The sequence below is a fragment of the Actinacidiphila bryophytorum genome (assembly GCF_016916835.1).
Classification (GTDB): domain Bacteria; phylum Actinomycetota; class Actinomycetes; order Streptomycetales; family Streptomycetaceae; genus Actinacidiphila; species Actinacidiphila bryophytorum.
In genome coordinates, this window is record NZ_JAFFIX010000027.1 from 1 (window position 1) to 18764 (window position 18764).

Consider the following 18764-nt stretch of genomic DNA (forward strand, 5'->3'; position numbering starts at 1 on the left):
TCCTACAGCCAGCGGATGCACCACGGTGCGGGCGGCAGCTGCCGCCCGCACCGCATTCATGTCCGGCCCGGACCGCGGCCCCCGCCCGGGAGCCTCAGACGCGCATTCCGGCGGGTACGGCGGCCAGCGCCGCCTGGATCGCCGCGACCAGCCGTTCCGCGGACTCCGCGGTCAGTTCCACGGCCACCCGGGCGGCCGGCCCCCTGCCGGGGTCGGCGAAGTCGATGTTCAGGGTGTGCTCGGCCATCGCGTGGACGGGGTGGTCGAAGTAGACGGTCACGTCGGAGACGTGGAACCACGCCCCGCCCGGCCCCTTGGCGCTGCCGTCGACCTCGTCCTTGAAAGTGGCGTATGTGCACATGTCTCAGCCCTTCTGTTTGTCGGTCGGTCTTCCTGCTCCCTTCCTCCGCGGGCGGCCTCGTTCCTCGGCCGACCACTGCGGAAGCTCGGGCGTCAGCCCTTCTGTTTGTCGGTCGGTCTTCCTGCTCCCTTCCTCCGCGGGCGGCCTCGTGCCTCGGCCGACCACTGCGGAAGCTCGGGCGTCAGCCCTCCTGTTTGTCGGTCGGTCTTCCTGCTCCCTTCCTCCGCGGGCGGCCTCGTGCCTCGGCCGACCACTGCGGAAGCTCGGGCGTCAGCCCTTCTCCTGGAGGTGCTTGCCGAAGAAGGCGGCGATACGGTCCCAGCCGTCGGTGGCGGCGGCCACGTTGTAGGCGGGGCGGTTGACGGCGAAGAAACCGTGGCCGGCGTCCTCGTAGCTGTGGAATTCGAAGTCGCTGCCCTGCTCGGTGAGGATGCGGCCGAGTTCCGCGACCTGCTCGGGGCTGGGGTGCTGGTCGAGGGCGCCGAAAAGGCCGAGCAGCGGTGCCGAGAGGTTCGGCAGGTCGGGGACCAGGTTGGTGACGCGCAAGGTGATGCCCTCGGGCACCTCGCCGACGACGAAGGCGCCGTAGCAGTCGACGGCCGCGTCCAGGTCGAGGCGGCAGGCGGCCAGGACGGCCTGGCGGCCGCCCGAGCAGTGTCCGATGACGCCGACCCTGCCGTTGGCGGCGGGCAGCGCCCGCAGGTACGCGGCGGCGCCCTCGACGTCGCCGACGAGGCGCTCGTCGGGTACGCCGCCGGCCGCGCGGACGGTGGCGCTGGCGTCGGCGGGGTCCGCGCCGGGGGCTTCGCGGCTGAAGAGGTTGGGGCAGATCGCGTCGTAGCCGAGTTCCGCGAAGTGCCTGACCATCTCCTTGGTCTGCCGGTCGTAGCCGGGCAGGTGGTGGATGACCACGACGCCGCCGCGGCTGCGGTCGCCGGCGGGGCGGGCGAGATACGCCTCGATCTGGTCGCCGCCGTGCCCGGCGACGGAGATGGTGGTCGCGAAGAGCGAGCCGGGGGAGGTGTCCGGGTAGCCAGTCATGGCGCCAGCTATACCATAAGGCTGGACTGATCAGTTTATGCTGAAGACCATGACGGCCAGCAGCAAGGCCCCGCCCCCCGACCCGACACCAGCCCACGCGCCGGCCACGGAGGCCGCGCGGGCCGGGGGTGCCGGGCAGGCCGCGGAACCGGGCGGGGGGGCCGCGCGGCTTGCGGCGGATCTGCGGGCCGCCATCGGCCCCCTGGTGAGGCGGCTGCGGCGGTTCCGGCCCGACGACGAGCTGACCTTGTCGCAGACCTCCGTGCTGGTGCGGCTGGACCGCGAGGGGCCGGCGACGGGTTCCGAACTGGCGGCGGGCGAGGGCGTACGCCCGCAGTCCATGGCCGCGATCCTCGGCGTGCTGCACGAGCGCGGCCTGGTCACCCGGGCGTCCGACCCGGCGGACGGCCGGCGCATCCTCGTGTCGCTCTCGGAGGCCGGGCGGGCGGGCCTGAGCGGCGCCCGGCGGGAGAGGGGGAGGCGGCTGACGCAGGCCATCAGCGACGAGCTGACCCCCGAGGAGCAGGCCGTGCTGGCGGCGGCCCTTCCGCTGCTGGAGAGGATCACCCGCCATGTCTGAGCCCGCGGACCGGCCCGAGCCCGCGGACCGGCCCGAGCCCGCGGGCATACGCCTGGCGCCCGGCACCGGGAGCGGCGCCACGGCGACCGGCCGCCCCGACCACTATCCCTGCTGCGCGGCACCCCGGGCCTGACGCCCGAGCTTCCGCAGTGGTCGGCCGAGGAACGAGGCCGCCCGCGGAGGATGGGGGCACCTCCCGCCGAAGGCAGGGGGAGAGCAGGAAGACCGACCGAGAACAGGAGAAGTGACCGCTCCCGGGCTGTAACGCCCGCGGCCTCCCATCGCGTCAGAGAGGTGGAAGGCCGACGGGAAGGGAGCCGCGAGCGTGCGAAAAGCGCAGACCCAGGCGTACCTGGAGTTCGCCCGGATACGCACCGGCCCGCTGTACCGCTCGGCCTGCCTGCTCACCAGCGGTGACACGCACCTGGCCGAGGATCTGGTCCAGGAGACCCTGGGCCGGATGTACCTGGTGTGGAACCGCACCTCCAAGCTCGGCAATCCCGCCGCGTACGCCCAGACCGTCCTGGTCCGGGCGTTCCTGACGCACCAGCGGCGCCGCAGCAGCACGGAACGCCCCATCGCGGAACCGCCCGACCTCCCGGCGGGCGCCGGCAGCGACACCACCCTGCGCGTCACCCTGCTCGAAGCACTCGCCCGGCTGGCCCCCAAGGACAGGGCCGTCCTCGTCCTGCGGTACTGGGAGGACCGCAGTATCGAGGAGACGGCGGCGGCGATGGACGCCACCCCGGGCGCGATACGAACCCGCTGCGTCCGCGCCCTCGGGCGGCTGCGGGACGAACTGGGCGGCGAGCTTGCCGACCTCATCGCCCACTGACCCACCACACCCACCGGGACCACCCCGGAACACCCCCGTGAGGACACCCCCATGCCCGTGGAATTCGAAGACGACCTCGGCGACGCGCTGCGCCGCACCGCCGACACCTTCCGCCCCGCCGACCCGCGCGAACTCGTCGACGCGGGCCACCAGGCAGGCCGCAGGATGCGCCGCCGGCGTACCGCGGGCGCCGTTGCGGGCGCCGCCGCGATCGCCGCGGTCGCGGTCGGCGGTGTCCTGGCCGGCGGGCTCGCGCAGCACGACGGGCACACCAGCGGTGTGGCCGCGGCCCCCGAGCAGCCCAAGCCGGCCGCCAAGCCCGCCGCGGCGGCGGTCACCGGCGAGCAGGTCGCCGCCGTCTTCGCCGGGCTGCTGCCGCACGGCACGGTCAAGGACCTGCAGGGCAGCGGCCCCGCGGACTTCGGCTTCCCCTTCGCGTCCGCCAGCGCCGTCTTCGATGACGGCAAGGGCCCCGCCGAGGTCGCCGTGGGCCTGCAGCGCGACGGCCAGCCCCTCGAACCGTGCGGGCAGGTGCGGGCCTCCGGCGTCTGGTGCTCCCTCACCCATGTGCACGGCGGCACCCTGCAGATCATCAAGGGCTACGAGTACCCCGACCACCGCGTCGAGACCAAGGACTGGACGGCGACGTTCGTCACACCGGACGGCTCCCAGGTCCAGCTGAACCAGTGGAACTCCAGCGCGGAGAAGGGCGCCCCCATCACCCGCAAGAACCCGCCGCTGGACGTCGCCCAGATGACCGCGATGGTCACCAGCGCCGACTGGAAGCACCTGCTGGCCTCGCTGCCCAAGCCCAAGCCGTACGCCGGCTGACACATCGGGCCGGGCGGCGCCAGACCTGGGGGGTCTTCCCGTTCACGCGCTTTTTGCGCATGCTTTGAATACCCGGGTGCCGTCCGCGGCGGCTTTCGGGTGACAATGCGAAGTCGAGGCGCAGGACGTACGAAGCAGTTCGCCCCCTGAGTGAAGCGAGGATCCCATGTTGCGAAACGGGCTGGAGCCGTGGCACCTGATCGTGGTGGCGATCGTCGTCATCGTGCTGTTCGGTTCGAAGAAGCTTCCCGAGGCCGCCCGCGGCCTGGGCAAGTCGATGCGCATCCTGAAGTCCGAGGCCAAGGCGATGAAGACCGACGACGACAAGGGCACCACCGCGAGTGCCGCGCCGACGTCCACGCCGACCCCGGCGCCCGAGGCCATCACCCCCAGTGACGTGGTCACCGCGAACGAGGCCGCCCCGACGCAGCAGGCCACCACGGCGAAGTAGCGCCACCACCCGCACCAGGCCCCGGACGGCTGCTGCCGTCCGGGGCCTCGTGCTGTCCGGGCGCCCGGTGCCGCCCGGGGAGGCCGCCTTTTCCGGGATCCGGCAGTCTTGGTAGGTTCTCGGCGTCCGGGTTGCGGAAGCCGGGCGTCAGGTTCAGGCCAGGGGCAGGGGTGAGGACGTGGTGACGGCCGGAGCCGGTACGCCGACGGGCACAGGCGGAAGTACGCCCGCAGGCACGGCCCCGGTGCCCGCGGAATTCCTGGCCGGATTCCCCGAGACCCTCGCCGAGGTCTCCCGCAGCTGCCGGGCGCTGACCCGTGCGGAACGCGAGAGCCGCAGGGCACTCGGCGAACAGGCCGCCGACGCCGGCATCGGCCTGCGCGAACTCACCACGGTCCACCTCGCCGCCGCCCGCCGCGCCTGGGGCTCACTGCCCGGCGTCGCCGGCGCCCGCGACACCGCGGAACTGCGCAGCGTCGGCGCCGCTGTACTCGGCGCGATCGAGGCGGGTGTCGGCGCGCTCGCCGAAGGCCACGCCCGCGCCCAGCGGCACGCCGTGCGGCGGGCGGAAGCCGCCCGCCGCGCCTTCGTCGACGACCTGCTCTACGGCCGCAGTGACCCCGGGCGGATCGCCGAGCAGGCCGAAGGCTTCGGGCTGCGGCTCGCGGAACGCCACGTCGTCGCGGTCGCCGCGCACCCGCCGGGGGAGCCGTACGACGACGCGCACCCGCTGCTGCGCCGTATCGAACGCGAACTCGCCGGCCGCTTCGGCGACCACGACGCGCTCATCGCGCCCAAGGACGGCCGGCTCGTGTGCGTCGCGCCCACCGGGCAGCGGCAGGTCTTCGACGCCTTCGTCAAGCTCGCGTGCGCGCCCGACGGAACACGGGTCGCGGTCAGCCGGCCGCACAGCGGGGCCGTGGGCGTCGTGCGCTCCTACGAGGAGGCGCTCAGCGCGCTCGACCTCGCCGAGCGGCTCGCCCTCGACGGGCGCGTCCTGAACGCCGCCGACCTGCTCGTCTTCCCGGTCCTCATGCGGGACCGGGCCGCGATGACCGACCTCGTGCAGTCCGTGCTCGGGCCGCTGGCCACCGCCCGCGGCGGGGCGGAGCCGCTGCTCGCGACCATCTCGGCGTACGCTGCCGCGGGCTATGTCAACGCGGAGGCCGCGCGCCGCCTCGATCTCAGCGTGCGCGCACTCTCCTACCGGCTTGAGCGCATAGCCGCGCTCACCGGCTTCGACCCGGACGACCCGCTCCAGCGCTACACCCTCGAAACCGCCGCCATGGGCGCCCGCCTCCTGGGCTGGCCGCCCCCTTAGCCCGTCGCCCCCTCCCGGGTGCGTCCCCCGCCCTGCGACCTCCCCGCCATCGTGGCTGGGCGCGCAGTTCCCCGCGCCCCTGGGGGGTGCCCCTTGCGGTGGGCGGTCGGCTTTCCCCCGGCGGTGGGTTGCGCGCGCAGTTCCGCCCCCAGAGCTTCGCCTGGGGGTACCCCCAGCGCCTCCTGAGGCGATTGCCCCTTGAGGCGCGCTTGCACCTTTCGGTGCGCGAGTGGCTGGTGGCGCAGTTCCGCCCCCAGAGCTTCGCCTGGGGGTACCCCCAGCGCCCCTTGAGGTCCTGCCCCTTGCGGTGGGCGGTCGTCTTTCCCGCCGTCGCGGCTGGGCGCGCAGTTCCCCTCGCCCCTGGGCGGGTGCCCTCTTGCGCAGAGGGGGAGCGTTTTTCAGGGGCGCGGGGAACTGCGCGCCCAGCCCGAGGAGCGGGATAGAAGCAATGCCACAGCAAGTGGCACCCACCTGGGGGCGCTGGGGGTACCCCAAGGCGAAGCTCCGGGGGCGGAACGGCGCGACAAGCCCCCACCGGGGGAAGGCGGGTCAGGAGTCGCAGGCGTCGGCGCCGGCTTCGTCTTCCGCCCGCGCGGCAGCGCACTCCGTGCGCAGGCCCGCGCTGATCGCCTCGCCGATGTCCCGCAGGGACTGGAGCTGCTCAGGCGTGAGCACGTCGAAGATGTGCTCACGCACGGTCGTGACGTGCCCGGGGGCGGCCGCGGCGAGGGCCGCGTAACCGTCTTCGGTGAGCGCGCAGACCCACCCGCGGCGGTCCCCGTCGGCGGGGCGCCGTTCGACCCACCCGTTGCGCTCGAGCGCAGCGACCGCGTGGGAGAGCCGGCTGCGGGAAGAGAGCGAGACGTCTGCGAGTTCACTCATACGGAGGCGCCGGTGCGGCGCCTCCGAGAGGCGGACGAGGATCTCGTAGTAAGCCATGGGCATGCCCGAGTCCTGTCGCATCTGCCGGTCTATGTGCGCGGAGAAGGCGACCGTGGCGGACAGGTACGCCCGCCAGATCTCCTGCTCCTCCGCGCTCAGCCAGCGCACATCGTCCATATGTTCATCATAACGGTGGTTGAACTCTCAACACCAGCGGGATATGGTGGCTGAGCCTTCAATCACCACAATCACCAACCTTCGATGGTTCCGTCCAAGGAGTATCTGCCATGAGTTCGCAGACCGCAGTGATCGACGGCTATGTCGCCGGTACGTGGACGATCGACACCGTGCACTCCGACGTGTCCTTCTACGTCCGTCACCTCGGCGTCTCCAAGGTCCGCGGTCACTTCGCGGCCTTCGAGGGCACCATCGTGACCGCCGAGGACCCGCTGGAGTCCACCGTCAACGCGGTGATCAAGACCGCGTCGGTGAGCACCAACAACGAGACCCGGGACGGCCACGTGCGCAGCGCGGACTTCCTGGACGTCGAGAACTTCCCCGAGATGACCTTCCGCTCCACCGGCATCCGCCCGCAGACCGCCGAGCTGTTCGAGGTCGACGGTGAGCTGACGCTGCACGGCGTGACCAAGCAGGTCACCCTCAAGCTGGAGCTGAACGGCTTCGGCAAGGGCTTCGACGGCAACGCGGTGGCCGGCTTCTCCGCCGCCACCGAGATCAGCCGCGGCGACTTCGGCGTGACCGGCGGTGCCGCCGGTGCCGCGGTCAGCGACAAGATCAAGATCGCGCTGGAGATCGAGGCGGGCGTCGCCCAGGCCTGATCCACCGGGTGCACCGCACCGGCCGCCGCCCGCGTCAGTACGCGGACGGCGGCCGGTGGCGTTTCGGTTCCCGTACGACCCGGACGCGATGCGCGCAAGAACTCTGCCGGAAAGCGGCAATGCCCGGCTCGCCCCCCTACTGCCAGGATCGCTGCGGCGGTCGAAGAGCCGGCAGGGGGAGGCGAACGGGGAATGGGGCAGTTCACCGACGTCGTCCTCGGCTTTCCGACCGTGCTGTTCACCGGGGGACTGGTGGCCGTGGTGGCCTTCTGGGCGATCGTGCTGGTCGGCGGCGCCGACGCGCACGGTCCCTGGCACCACGGCGCCGCAGGTGGACACGGGGGGGCAGGGGGAAACGGGGGGCACAGCGGTCATGGCGTCAACGGGGGGCGCCATGACCGCCTGGGGGGCGAGGCCGACGGGCACGGCGGCGGGGCCGGGGCGCTGGCCGCCGCGGGGCTCGGCGGGGTGCCCGTCACCGTCGTGCTGTCGCTGCTGGTCGCCCTGTCCTGGTTCCTGAGCCTGGCCGGCTCCGCCGCCCTGCACGGCGCCGACCTGCCGGGCAGGACGGTCCGCGTCCTGCTCGGGCTCGTCGTGACCGCCGCCGCGCCGGCCGGCGCCTGGTCCGGCACCTGGCTGCTGGTACGCCCGCTGCGCCGGCTCTTCCCCGACGTCCGGCCGCCCTCCCGTGAGGACTTCGTCGGCCGGGTGTGCGTCATCCGCACCGGCACCGTCACCGCCCGCTTCGGGCAGGCCGAGGTCGCCGCACCCGACGGCTCGACCGCCGTGGTGCAGGTCCGGCAGACCGGCGGGGACACCTTCACCTCCGGCAGCAGCGCGCTGCTGTACGCCTACGACCCGGACGGCGAGTTCTTCTGGGTCGCACCCTTCGACACGCTCGAACCTCTCGACACCTTCACCACCACCTGAGGATCCGCCATGGATGCCACTGCCATAGGGATCGGTGTGCTCGTCGCCGTTCTCGCGCTCATCGCACTCGGAGTGCTCTTCACCGTCAGCCGGCTCTTCCGCAAGGTCGAGCAGGGCCAGGCGCTGATCATCTCCCGCACCCGCCAGGTGGACGTCACCTTCACGGGCGCCGTCGTCCTGCCGGTGCTGCACAATGCCGAGCTGATGGACATCTCGGTGAAGACCATCGAGATCCAGCGCACCGGCCGCGAGGGTCTGATCTGCCAGGACAACATCCGCGCGGACATCCACCTCACCTTCTTCGTCCGGGTCAACAAGACCAAGGAGGACGTGGTGAAGGTCGCGCAGGCGATCGGCACCGAGCGGGCCAGCCACCAGGAGACGCTGCAGGCGCTGTTCAGCGCGAAGTTCTCCGAGGCGCTCAAGACCGTGGGCAAGCAGCTGGACTTCGTCGACCTCTACACCCACCGCGAGCACTTCCGTGACCAGATCATCCAGGTCATCGGTACCGACCTCAACGGCTACCACCTGGAGGACTGCGCGATCGACTTCCTGGAGCAGACCCCGCTGACCCAGCTGGACCCGGCCAACATCCTGGACGCGCAGGGCATCAGGAAGATCACCGAGCTGACCGCGATCGAGCATGTGCGCACCAACGAGTTCCAGCGCACCGAGCAGAAGGAGATCACCCGGCAGAACGTCGACGCCCGGGAGACCATCCTGGAGCTGGAACGCCGGCAGGCCGAGGCGGAGATCAAGCAGCGCCGCGAGGTCGAGACGCTGCGGGCCAAGGAGGAGGCGGTCACCGCCCGCGTCCAGGAGGAGGAACGGCTCGGCGCCCAGGGCGCGTTCCTGCGCACCGAGGAGCAACTCGGCGTGCAGCGGCAGAACCAGGAGCGGGAGATCGCCGTCGCGCAGAAGAACCGCGAACGGGTCATCGCGGTGGAGAACGAGCGCATCGAGAAGGACCGGGTCCTCGAAGTCATCGCGCGCGAGCGGGAGACGGAGCTGGCCAGGATCTCCAAGGACAAGGAGGTCGAGGGCGAGCGCCGGGAGGTCGCCGACGTCGTACGCGAACGCATCGCGGTGGACCGCACGGTCGCCGAGCAGGAGGAGTCGATCAAGGCGCTGCGGCTGGTGCAGGAGGCCGAACGAGAGCGGCAGGCGCTGGTCATCACCGCCGAGGCGCAGGCGCAGGAGCAGCTGGTCAAGGACATCAAGGCCGCGGAGGCCGCGGAGCAGGCCGCGCAGCACAAGGCGCGCGAGGCGCTGACCATGGCCGAGGCGCGCAAGGCCGCCTCCGAGCTGGACGCGGCCGCCAAGATCCGGCTGGCCGAGGGCATGCGCGCGGAGGCCGCGGCGGCCGGGCTCGCCGAGGTCGAGGTGCACGAACGCAGCGCCGCCGCGATCAGCAAGGTGGGGGTGGCCGAGGCGGAGGCGACCGCCGCGCGGCTGAAGGCCGAGGCGGACGGGGTGCGGGCCAAGGCGCTCGCGGAGGCCGAGGGCACCACCGCACAGGCCGCGGCGGAGTCCGCGCTGATCGGCGGGCGGCTCAAGGCGGAGGCCGCCGGCCTGACCGAGAAGGCCGCCGCGATGGCGGCACTGGACGACGCCTCGCGCGGCCACGAGGAGTACCGGCTGCGGCTGGCGGCCGACAAGGACGTACGGCTCGCGGGCCTGGAGACGCAGCGGCAGATCGCCGAGGCGCAGGCGACCGTGCTGGCAACGGGCCTGGAGAAGGCCGACATCCAGATCGTCGGCGGCGACACCGTCTTCTTCGACCGGCTGCTCGGCGCGGTCGCCGCGGGCCGCAGCGTCGACTCCTTCGTCGGCAGCTCCGAGACGGTCAAGGCGCTCGGCGCCGACTGGCTCGACGGCTCAGGGCGCTTCACCGAGGACGCCACCAAGGTGCTCAGCGCCCTGGCCGCAGGCAACGGCGGCGCCACCGGCAACGGCAACGCCGCCACCGTCCTCGCCGCACTGCTCGGGCAACTCCAGGCCCAGCAGCCCTCGTTGGCCGGCGCACCGGCCAACGGCCTCGCGAAGAAGTGAGCGGGCGCCCCGTCATGACAGACACGGGTGAAACCCGCGGTGACCGGCTCGACGCGGACGCCTACGACCTGCTGCGCGAGCGGCTGGCCGCGGCGGCCCGCGAGCTGGCCGGGCGGGCCGAGGCCCTCAACTCCGCCCGGCAGGAGGCCTTCGGCGGCGGCGAACTGCACCTGGCCGGCACCGAACGCCTCGGCACCCGGCGGGCGTCGCTGCCCGCCGACGTCGCACCGGTCGGCGCCGGGCTGCTCTTCGGCGCGAACCCCGCACAGGTCGAGGACGTCGCCGACGTCCTGTCGCTGCGGGAGGCCGACGAGCCGGTGGCCGGGCTGCTCGACGACCCGCAGTTCGTACGGGACTTCCGCGAGCTGTACCGCTACTACCGGCAGACCCGGCTGCTGCGGCTGCGCGCCCTGGAAGGCCGCCTGCTGGCCGTCTTCCGCACGGGACCCTCGCCCGCCGACGTCAAGGCGCTCGGCTGGCGCATCGGCCCCGACGGCGGCTACGCCTACCAGGGCACGGCCCGCGACACCGCAGAAGCCGACGGCGGGGCCTACGCCGTCACCTGGACACCCGCGGGCCGCGAGGCCCATGTGCCCGGGCGGCACCCGCACCTGGCCTTCGGCGGCGTCACCGTCGACCCCACCGGCGGCACCCTGACGGTCACCGTCGGCGACACCGTCCACGAGGAGCCGGTCGAGGACGCGCTGCAGTCGCTGGCCGACGCCGACGTCGAACACGCCTGGGTGGAACCGCTGCTGCTGCTCCGCGTGCGCCCCTACCACGAGGACACCGACCGCTACTTCGCCGTCAACACCCGTACCGAGCAGGTCGAAAGGCTCGACGCGATCGGCCAGGCCTGCCTGCGGCTGCCCGACGAGCAAGGCGTGGTCTTCCCCGGGGGCTACGCGCTCGCCACCGGCGGCACCCGCACCTTCGACCTCGAAACCGGCGGTGTGCGGCTGGACTTCGAACGCCTCGTGCGGTCCGCGAACGGCGAGGACGTGCTGTACGTCTTCCACGCCGAGGGCCGCCGGCTGCTGCTGCCCTACAACCTGATCCGCAAGGAGGTCGCCGCCCCGCTGACCGTGCAGGGCGCCGCACTCTACGACGACGGCACCCTGCTGACCCTGCGCCCCGCCGACGGCGACGAGCCCGCGCGCGTCCACACCCTCCAGCGCTGGCGGACGCCCTTCGTCTCCGACACCTGGGCGGCGGCGCAGCCCGCGGGCGAAGGGCCGCTGGCCAGGATCGGCAACGCCGACCTCGTACGCGCCGTCTCCGACGCCCTGTCGGTGGCCCGCGCCGCCCTGGAGACCGCACCGGGCGCCGCCGTCTACCAGGCACTCGCCGCCTCCTGCGACCGGGTCCTCGACCGCCACCACTGGCTCGCCGACGACGGCTGCTTCGGCCTGGACGCCCCGCTCACCGCGGTCCGCGACACCGCCGCCGACGTGCTCGCCGAATACGCCCGGGTACGCGAGGCCACCGCCCGCGCCGGGCAGGCCGTCGACGAGGCCGCCGCCCAAGTCACGACCCTGGTACGCCGGGTGCGCGGCGAGGCCGCCGCGGGCGCCGAGGAGTGGGTCACCCGGCTCACCGCCCTGCGCCAGGCGCAGGGCAGGCTGGTGACGCTGCGCGAGACGCGCTACGCCGACCTCGGCCGGCTCGACGCGCTGTCCGCCTCGCTGGCCGCCGAGTCGGCGTCCGCCGCTTCCCGGGCCGCCGCATGCTTCGCCGACGAGCACGCCTTCGACGGCTTCCGCGCCCGGGCCGCCGAACTCGCCGCGTCCGCCGCCGACTTGGACACCGCAGCCGACGGCGACGCGGTCGGCGCGGACCTCGACGAGCTGGCGCAGGGCCTCGCCACCGTCACCGAGACGGCCGCGACCCTGGAGATCACCGACGCGACCGTACGCACCCGCATCCTCGCCGCGGCCGCCGACGTCCTCGGCGCGGTCAACCAGGCCAGGGCCGTGCTCGACGCCCGCCGCCGCGAGCTGCTCGGCGCCGAGTCCGCAGCCGAGTTCGCCGCGGAGAGCGCACTGCTCGCGCAGAGCGTCAGCGGGGCGCTCGCCGCCGCCGACACCCCCGAGGCGTGCGACCTGCACCTGGGCCGCCTGCTGGTCCAGGTCGAGAACCTCACGACGCGCTTCGCCACCGACCCCGAGCGCCTCGCCGCACTCGCCGAGCGCCGCGACGAGATCCAGCAGACCCTGGCCGCCCGCAAGCAGTCACTGGCCGACGAACGCGCCCAGCGAGCCGGGCGGTTGGCCGAATCCGCGGAGCGCATCCTGGACGGCGTCCGCCGCCGGGCCGCCGCCCTCGCCTCACCCGACGACGTCAACACCTACTTCGCATCCGACCCGATGCCGGCGCAGCACCGCAGGATCGCCGCGGAGCTGCGGGAGTCGGGCGACCCGGCCCGCGCCGCGGAACTGACCGCCGCGCTGGCCGCCGCCCGCCAGGACGCCGCCCGCACCCTGCGCGACCGCGCCGACCTCTACGAGGACGACGGCGCCACCATCCGCCTCGGCCGCCACCGCTTCCCGGTCAACGCCCACCCCTTCGACCTGGCCCTCGTCCCGCACGGCGACACCCTCGCCTTCACCGTCACCGGCACGGACTACCTCGCGCCGGTGGGCGATCCCGCCTTCGCGGCAACCCGCCGCTTCTGGACCCGCCCCCTGGTCTCCGAGACCCCCGACCTCTACCGCTCCGAATACCTGGCGGCCACCCTCCTCCTGGACGCGCTCCCCCTGCCGGGCGCCACGTCCGGCACCGAGCTGCGGCCTGGTGGGGCCGCGGGCGCCCCGCCTTCCGCCGGGTTGCGCCCGGTCGGGGGTGCGGGTTCGGTGGGGGCCGGCGTCGATGCCGCGGGTGGTGCCGGGTTGCGCCCGGGTGGGGGCGCGGTGGGTGGCGCCGGTGCGTCCGGCACCGAGCTGAGGCCTGGTGGGGCCGCGGGCGCCCCGCCTTCCGCCGGGTTGCGCCCGGTCGGGGGTGCGGGTTCGGTGGGGGCCGGCGTCGATGCCGCGGGTGGTGCCGGGTTGCGCGCGGGTGGGGGTGCCGGCACGCCCGGTGGCGGGGGGCGGTCTGGTGGGGGTGGATGGCTTGCCGATGCCGAAGGGCTGGTGCGGGAGGCCGTGCAGGCGCGGGTCGACGAGGGATACCAGCGCGGGGTGCACGACCACGACGCCGCCGTGCTGCTCGACGCCCTCGCCGCCGTCGCGCCGGGCGCCGGGCTGCTGCGCTACCCGCCGGGAGTGCGGGCCGCCGCGCAGCTCTTCTGGGTGCACGGCACCGACGCGGGCGGGCGGGCCGCGTGGACGACACGGGCGCGCTCCCTGACCCGGGCTGCGGCCTTCGGCGGCGCCGCCACCGCCGGTGCGCTGGAGGCGCTCGGCGCCGAACTCGGCGGCGCCGCGGCCGCTTTCCTGCGGGCCGCGGGTGTCGAGACGGGAGCGGACAGCGACCTGGTCGGCGAGTACCTGGTCGCGGAACTCGCCGCCGAGCAGGCCGGGTTCGTCGCGGGCGAGGCCGCAGCAGACGTCGGGCGGCGGTTCGCCGACGCGCTCGGCGGCACCGACGGGGTGCCGTACAAGGAGGTCGTCGCCGACCTCGACGCGCTCGGCGGGGACCTGGCCGCGCGCTGGCAGCTGGCCCTCGGCTGGCTCGGCTCCTTCGCCGGCGAGAACGGCGCCCACGGCGACCACCTGGAGACCGCGGCCGCACTGGTCTGCGGCGCCGACGCCGTACGGTACGCGGCCGGCGGCGGCGTCGACGTCACCGTCGAGGGGCTGCTGGGCGCCCACCCGCGCATCGTGCAGGGCCGGTTGGACCTGCGGCTGGACGAACTCCTCACCGCGGTACGCCGCTTCCGCAGCGAGGAGGTGCCGGCGTACCGCGCGTACCAGCGCCACCGCACCGCCGTCGTCGCCGCCGAGCGCGACCGGCTCGGGCTCGCCGCGTACCGCCCGCGCCCGCTCACCGGCTTCGTGCGCAACCGGCTGCTGGACGAGGTCTACCTGCCGCTCGTCGGCGACAGCCTCGCCAAGCAGTTCGGCACCGCCGGCGGCCTGCTGATGCTGCTCTCACCGCCCGGGTACGGCAAGACCACCCTGGTCGAATACGTCGCCGCCCGCCTCGGCCTCGCGCTCGTCACCGTCTCGGGACCCGCACTCGGCACCGGCACCACCTCCCTCGACCCGGACATGGCGCCGGACGCCACCGCCCGGCGCGAGGTCGAGAAGCTCGACTTCGCGCTCGCGCTCGGCTCCAACGTCCTGCTCCACCTCGACGACATCCAGCACACCTCGCCCGAACTCCTGCAGAAGTTCATCCCGTTGTGCGACGCCCAGCGCCGCATCGAAGGCGCCGGCGGCACGCACGAACTGCGCGGCAAACGCTTCGCCGTCTGCATGTCGGGCAACCCCTACACCGAGTCCGGCGGGCGCTTCCGGGTGCCCGACATGCTCGCCAACCGCGCCGACGTGTGGAACCTCGGCGACGTCCTGACCGGCCGCGAGGACGTCTTCGCGCTCAGCTACGTCGAGAACGCGCTCACCGCCAACCCGGTGCTCGCGCCGCTCGCCGGTCGCGAACGCTCCGACCTGGAACTCCTGCTGCGGCTCGCCGCCGCCGACCCGACGGCCGGCGCGGACGGGCTCACGTACCCGTACGAGGCGGACGAGCTGGCCTCCGTCCTCGCCGTGCTGCGGCAGGCGCTGCAGGTGCGGCGCGTGATCCTCGCCGTCAACTCGGCGTATATCGCTGCCGCTACGGGAGGGGGTGAGCCTTTCCTGCTCCAGGGTTCCTACCGCGACATGACCCGGCTCGTGAGCCGCCTCCACCCCACGCTGACGTCCGCGGACGTCGACGCGCTCATCACCGACCACTACCGGGCCGAGTCCCACGTCCTCGCCTCCGGCGCGACCTCCGCCCTCCACCACCTGGCCGCCCTGCGAGCCGCCCTCGCCTGAGGGGTTGCCACTTGCTGTGGCGTCGCGTCATCCCGCGGGTGGGGCTTGTCGCGCAGTTCCGCGCGCCCCTGATGGTTGCCCTCTGTGCGCAGGGCCGGCGCTTTCAGGCGGCGCCCTCTGCGCAGGAGGGTGAGCGTTTTTCAGGGGCGCGGGGAACTGCGCGCCCAGCCTCAACGGGGCGAAAGGAAGCAACGCCACAGCAAGTGGCAATCACCCAGGGGCTCGGGGAACTGCGAGACAAGCCCCCACCGGGGGAAAGGCGGGCGCGGCAGCGCAAGTGGCGGGATCCGGGGCGACGCCGCGGGTTCATGCGGCCTCCCCCCGGGGGGAACCGTGCGCTTACCCGGGGACGGAACCGTCCTGGCGTGAACACAACCTCCTCGGGCCGTCGCGGACGCGCACGACTGGCTCTACCGCGGCGACATCCTCAAGACGCAGCTGATCCTCGACCGCTACTGAGCCGCTACTGAGCCGCTACTGAGCCGCGACCGAGCCCGGCCCCGGGCGCCCCTACGCCCCCCACGCCCCGGGGCGCCCGCACCGCCGCCGCGAACTACACCGCCGTCGCGCTGCTCACGAGCGCCTTGAGCCTGGTCTCGCGCAGCCGTACCACCACCGGTGCCGCCCGCCGCGAGGCGAGGGCCAGCGGCCAGCCGACGAGCGTGCCGAGCACGAGTGCGGCCAGCACGTCGTGCGGGTAGTGCACCCCGATCCACACCCGCGATGCGCCCATCAGGAGCGCGACGGGGATCGCGTACAGGCCGGTACGCCGGGAGGCGAGCAGCAGGGCGACCGCGCAGGCGGCGGCGATCGCCGTGTGGTTGCTGGGGAAGGCGTAGTCGCCCAGGCCCGGGCAGGTCTCGACGGTGACGGTGTGCAGCGTCTGGCAGGGCCGCTGCTCGGCGAAGGCGGACTTCACGAGGTCGTTGACCAGGAAGACGGCGACGACGACGAGCGGTACGCACAGCGCCGCGGCCATGCGGGCGGCGTCCGCGGACCTGGCCCGCCACCACACCGCGAGCATCATGACGGCGAAGACGCCGAGCCCGTAGTCGCTGAAGAAGCGGATGACGTCGTCGAGGGGCTGCGGGGTGCGGTGCGCGAGGTCGGTGACCCAGCGGTAGAGGCCCGCGTCGAACTTGGAGGTCATCACGCGCCCTCCGAGTTCCCGGCCGCGGCGGCGCGGCGGCTGCGTACGACCTCCATGGCCAGCGGGGCCAGGGACAGCACGACGATGAGCGCCACGATCGGCAGCAGGTAGGTGTCGACGTGCGGGACGGACGAGCCGAGGCCGTAGCCGCCGAGGACCAGCCCGACGCTCCACACGGTGCCGCCGGCGACCTGCCAGAGGGTGAAGGTCCCGGCGGGCACGCCGAGCGCGCCGGCCAGCGGGTTCAGGACGGTGCGCACGACGGGTACGAAGCGCGCCAGGACGACGGCCTTGGCGTGCCCGTAGCGCTCCAGCAGCTCGCCGGCCCGCTGCGTGCCCTGGTGGATCTTGCGGCTTCTGGTTCTGGCGAGCAGGGCAGGGCCGCCGCGCCGTCCGATGGCGTAACCGGTCTGCGCGCCCAGCAGCGCCCCCGCGAGCGCGGCGACGAGCACCTGCCACAGCGAGAGATGCACCACATCGGACGCACCGGACACGCTGAGCAGTCCCGCGGTGAAGAGGAGCGAGTCACCGGGCAGGAAAAAGCCGATGAGCAGACCGGTTTCGGCGAACATGACGACGGCGATGCCGACGGCTCCGAAGGAGGACAGCAGCGAGGTCGCGTCGAGCACGTTCACGGCCTGGTTCAGCACGGGCAGGGGCATGGCGGTGGAGCCCTCCCATAATGGGTCCGGGGGGCGCGGCGCGGCACCCCTTCCGACTACAGTCGAGTAGTCGGTCTACAGAACTGTAGACGAACGAGCGGGAAGGAGCGATTCCATGCCGGAGGCCAGTGCGTCGGCCCGCCGCCCTTCGGGCGAGCTGGAGGCAAGCGTGCTCGCTGCGCTCTGGGCGGCGAACGGGCGGGCGCTCACGCCCGCCGACGTCCAGCGGGAACTCGTCGCCGCCCTCGGTGCCGACCTCGCACGCACCACCGTCACCACGATCCTCGCCCGCCTCCACGACAAGGGCTCCGTCAGCCGCACCCGCTCCGGCCGCGGCTACGCCTACCTTCCGGCCCAGGACCCGCCCGGCCTCGCCGCCCGCCGCATGCGCACCGAACTGGACAAGTCGGAGGAGGGCCTGCGCGGCACGGTCCTGGCGCGTTTCGTGTCCGAGCTGGACGCGGCCGACGAACAGGTGCTGCGCGCCCTCCTGGCGGAGGTGCCGCCGCCCGCCACCGAGGACGACCCCCGGTGAGCCGCCGCGCCCGCGCCCGGGGCGGCAGTATGAGACCCCAGCCGCCCGCCGCCCCGCCCCTCGTCCCCCAGCCGAGCCCCCGGGTGGGTTCCGGTCGGGTCGGTGGTGTCCGGCTGTGGACGCGGGTGAGTTGCGGTCGGGTCGGCGGTGTCCGGTTGGGGACGCGGGTGGGTTCCGGTCGGGTCGGTGGTGTGCGGTTGGGGACTCGGGTGGGTTGCGGTCAGACCCGTGGTGTGCGGCTCGGAGGAGGTGAGCGGGTGTGATCGTCGCCGTCTGGGTGCCCTTGCTGCTGCCGCTGCTCGCCGCGCCCGCCGCCAGGCGGCTGGCCGAGGCGCTGGCGCCGCGGACCGCGGCATGGCTGCTGGCCGGTTCGGCGGTCGTGCTGGCCGCGTGCAGTACGGCCGCGCTGGCGCTGCTCGCCGGGGCCGGTGCGCTGCGGCTCCCGCCGGTGGCCGCGTTCGGCCACCTCGTACTGCCCGTCGTCGGCGACCAGGGCACCGTCCCGGCCGCATGCGCCGCCACCGTGCTGCTCGCCGCGGTCGGCGCGGCCCTGCTGCGTACGTCACGGCAGCGCGTCCTGCTGGCCGCCCGCGCCCGCAGGGCCGCCGCCGCGGCCGGTTCCGCGGGCGGCGACCTCACCGTCCTGGACGAGGACGGCCCCGACGCGTACGCACTCCCCGGGCGGCCCGGGCGCATCGTCGTCACCACCGGCATGCTCAGGGCGCTCGACCCCGCGGAACGCGAGGTCCTGCTCGCCCACGAACGCGCCCACCTCACCGGGCGCCACCACCTCTTCCTCACGGCCCTCGCCCTGTCCTGCGCCGCCCACCCTGCCCTGCGCCTACTGCGCGGCCCGCTGTCCTACGCGCTCGAACGCTGGGCCGACGAGTCCGCCGCCACGGCGGTGGGCGACCGGCGCGTCGCCGCCCGTGCCATCGGCCGGGCGGCCCTGGCCACCCGGCCCACCTCCCCGCGGCCCCTCGCGGCCCTCCCGGCCGCGGCCGGCCCCGTACCCCGCCGCGTGGCGGCCCTCCTGACCCGCCCCCACCCACCCCGCACCCCCCGCACGGTCGCCCTCGCCCTGGCCTGCTGTCTCGCCCTCTCCACCGCCTGCGCCCTGGAGGCGGCCCACGACCTCCACGGCTCCATCGAAGTGGCCCAATCCGAATAGCCCCTCCGGGGTCCCCCCGGCCAACCTGCCCCTTGCGCCGGTCCTTCCCCCTCCCCACCACCGCGGCTGACCCCGCAGTTCCCCCGCCCCTGGGTGGGTGCCCTCTTCCGCAGAGGGTGAGCGTTTTTGAGGGGCGCGGGGAACTGC

Annotated in this window: 17 protein-coding genes; 12 read left to right on the forward strand and 5 right to left on the reverse strand. The window is 73.9% G+C overall.

Annotated elements, in window-relative coordinates; translation table 11 throughout:
* Positions 1–94 precede the first annotated feature (94 nt).
* Entirely contained in the window at positions 95–361 is a 267-nt protein-coding gene (locus tag JT723_RS29210; protein WP_205047842.1) for a DUF6295 family protein, read from the reverse strand.
* Between the two features lie 270 nt (positions 362–631).
* Positions 632–1402 carry a dienelactone hydrolase family protein gene (locus JT723_RS29215; RefSeq protein WP_205047843.1) on the reverse strand — a complete coding sequence of 257 codons (771 nt, stop codon included), beginning with the start codon at positions 1400–1402 and terminating at the stop codon, positions 632–634.
* Positions 1403–1451: 49 nt separating this feature from the next.
* Here JT723_RS29215 and JT723_RS29220 point away from each other — a divergent pair, with 49 nt between their 5' ends.
* The 6 genes from JT723_RS29220 (at position 1452) to JT723_RS29245 (ending at position 5420) form a co-directional block, all read left to right on the forward strand.
* Positions 1452–1982, forward strand: a complete 531-nt coding sequence (locus JT723_RS29220; protein WP_205047844.1) for a MarR family winged helix-turn-helix transcriptional regulator — start codon at positions 1452–1454, stop codon at positions 1980–1982.
* Positions 1975–2115, forward strand: a complete 141-nt coding sequence (locus JT723_RS29225; protein ID WP_205047845.1) for a hypothetical protein — start codon at positions 1975–1977, stop codon at positions 2113–2115. The genes JT723_RS29220 and JT723_RS29225 overlap by 8 nt, the downstream gene beginning before the upstream one ends.
* A gap of 192 nt (positions 2116–2307) precedes the next feature.
* Positions 2308–2817: a SigE family RNA polymerase sigma factor gene (locus tag JT723_RS29230; protein WP_205047846.1), complete on the forward strand. Its 510-nt coding sequence runs from the start codon at positions 2308–2310 to the stop codon at positions 2815–2817.
* Between the two features lie 51 nt (positions 2818–2868).
* Positions 2869–3648 carry a hypothetical protein gene (locus tag JT723_RS29235; protein WP_205047847.1) on the forward strand — a complete coding sequence of 260 codons (780 nt, stop codon included), beginning with the start codon at positions 2869–2871 and terminating at the stop codon, positions 3646–3648.
* A gap of 166 nt (positions 3649–3814) precedes the next feature.
* Positions 3815–4099 carry a Sec-independent protein translocase subunit TatA gene (gene tatA, locus JT723_RS29240; RefSeq protein WP_205047848.1) on the forward strand — a complete coding sequence of 95 codons (285 nt, stop codon included), beginning with the start codon at positions 3815–3817 and terminating at the stop codon, positions 4097–4099.
* Positions 4100–4343: 244 nt separating this feature from the next.
* Entirely contained in the window at positions 4344–5420 is a 1077-nt protein-coding gene (locus JT723_RS29245; RefSeq protein WP_205047937.1) for a PucR family transcriptional regulator, read from the forward strand.
* 549 nt (positions 5421–5969) lie between these two features.
* Here JT723_RS29245 and JT723_RS29250 read toward each other — a convergent pair.
* Positions 5970–6479 (reverse strand): MarR family winged helix-turn-helix transcriptional regulator, encoded by a 510-nt coding sequence (locus JT723_RS29250; protein ID WP_205047849.1) that lies wholly within the window; start codon positions 6477–6479, stop codon positions 5970–5972.
* Between the two features lie 110 nt (positions 6480–6589).
* Between JT723_RS29250 and JT723_RS29255 the strand changes: the two genes are divergently transcribed.
* The 4 genes from JT723_RS29255 to JT723_RS29270 all read left to right on the forward strand — a co-directional run bounded on the left by JT723_RS29255 (position 6590) and on the right by JT723_RS29270 (position 15099).
* Positions 6590–7141, forward strand: coding sequence for a YceI family protein (locus JT723_RS29255; RefSeq protein ID WP_205047850.1), 552 nt, complete (start codon positions 6590–6592; stop codon positions 7139–7141).
* A 192-nt stretch (positions 7142–7333) separates the two neighbouring features.
* Positions 7334–8071, forward strand: a complete 738-nt coding sequence (locus JT723_RS29260; RefSeq protein WP_205047851.1) for a hypothetical protein — start codon at positions 7334–7336, stop codon at positions 8069–8071.
* A 9-nt stretch (positions 8072–8080) separates the two neighbouring features.
* Positions 8081–10123: an SPFH domain-containing protein gene (locus JT723_RS29265; protein ID WP_205047852.1), complete on the forward strand. Its 2043-nt coding sequence runs from the start codon at positions 8081–8083 to the stop codon at positions 10121–10123.
* Between the two features lie 14 nt (positions 10124–10137).
* Positions 10138–15099 (forward strand): DNA repair ATPase, encoded by a 4962-nt coding sequence (locus JT723_RS29270; protein WP_205047853.1) that lies wholly within the window; start codon positions 10138–10140, stop codon positions 15097–15099.
* 553 nt (positions 15100–15652) lie between these two features.
* Here the strand turns inward: JT723_RS29270 and JT723_RS29275 are convergent.
* A complete protein-coding gene (locus tag JT723_RS29275; protein WP_205047854.1) occupies positions 15653–16249 on the reverse strand; it encodes a phosphatase PAP2 family protein in 597 nt (198 codons plus the stop codon).
* Positions 16249–16911 carry a DedA family protein gene (locus JT723_RS29280; protein WP_205047855.1) on the reverse strand — a complete coding sequence of 221 codons (663 nt, stop codon included), beginning with the start codon at positions 16909–16911 and terminating at the stop codon, positions 16249–16251. Before JT723_RS29280 ends, JT723_RS29275 begins: the two co-directional genes overlap by 1 nt.
* A gap of 115 nt (positions 16912–17026) precedes the next feature.
* On the opposite strand from JT723_RS29280, the gene JT723_RS29285 reads away from it, so the two are divergent.
* Together JT723_RS29285 and JT723_RS29290 are read left to right on the forward strand one after the other, a co-directional pair.
* Complete coding sequence (locus JT723_RS29285) at positions 17027–17446, forward strand: BlaI/MecI/CopY family transcriptional regulator (RefSeq protein WP_205047856.1); 420 nt, start codon at positions 17027–17029, stop codon at positions 17444–17446.
* A gap of 259 nt (positions 17447–17705) precedes the next feature.
* On the forward strand, positions 17706–18617 hold the full coding sequence (locus JT723_RS29290; protein ID WP_205047857.1) for a M56 family metallopeptidase: 912 nt from the start codon (positions 17706–17708) through the stop codon (positions 18615–18617).
* Positions 18618–18764: the final 147 nt, after the last annotated feature.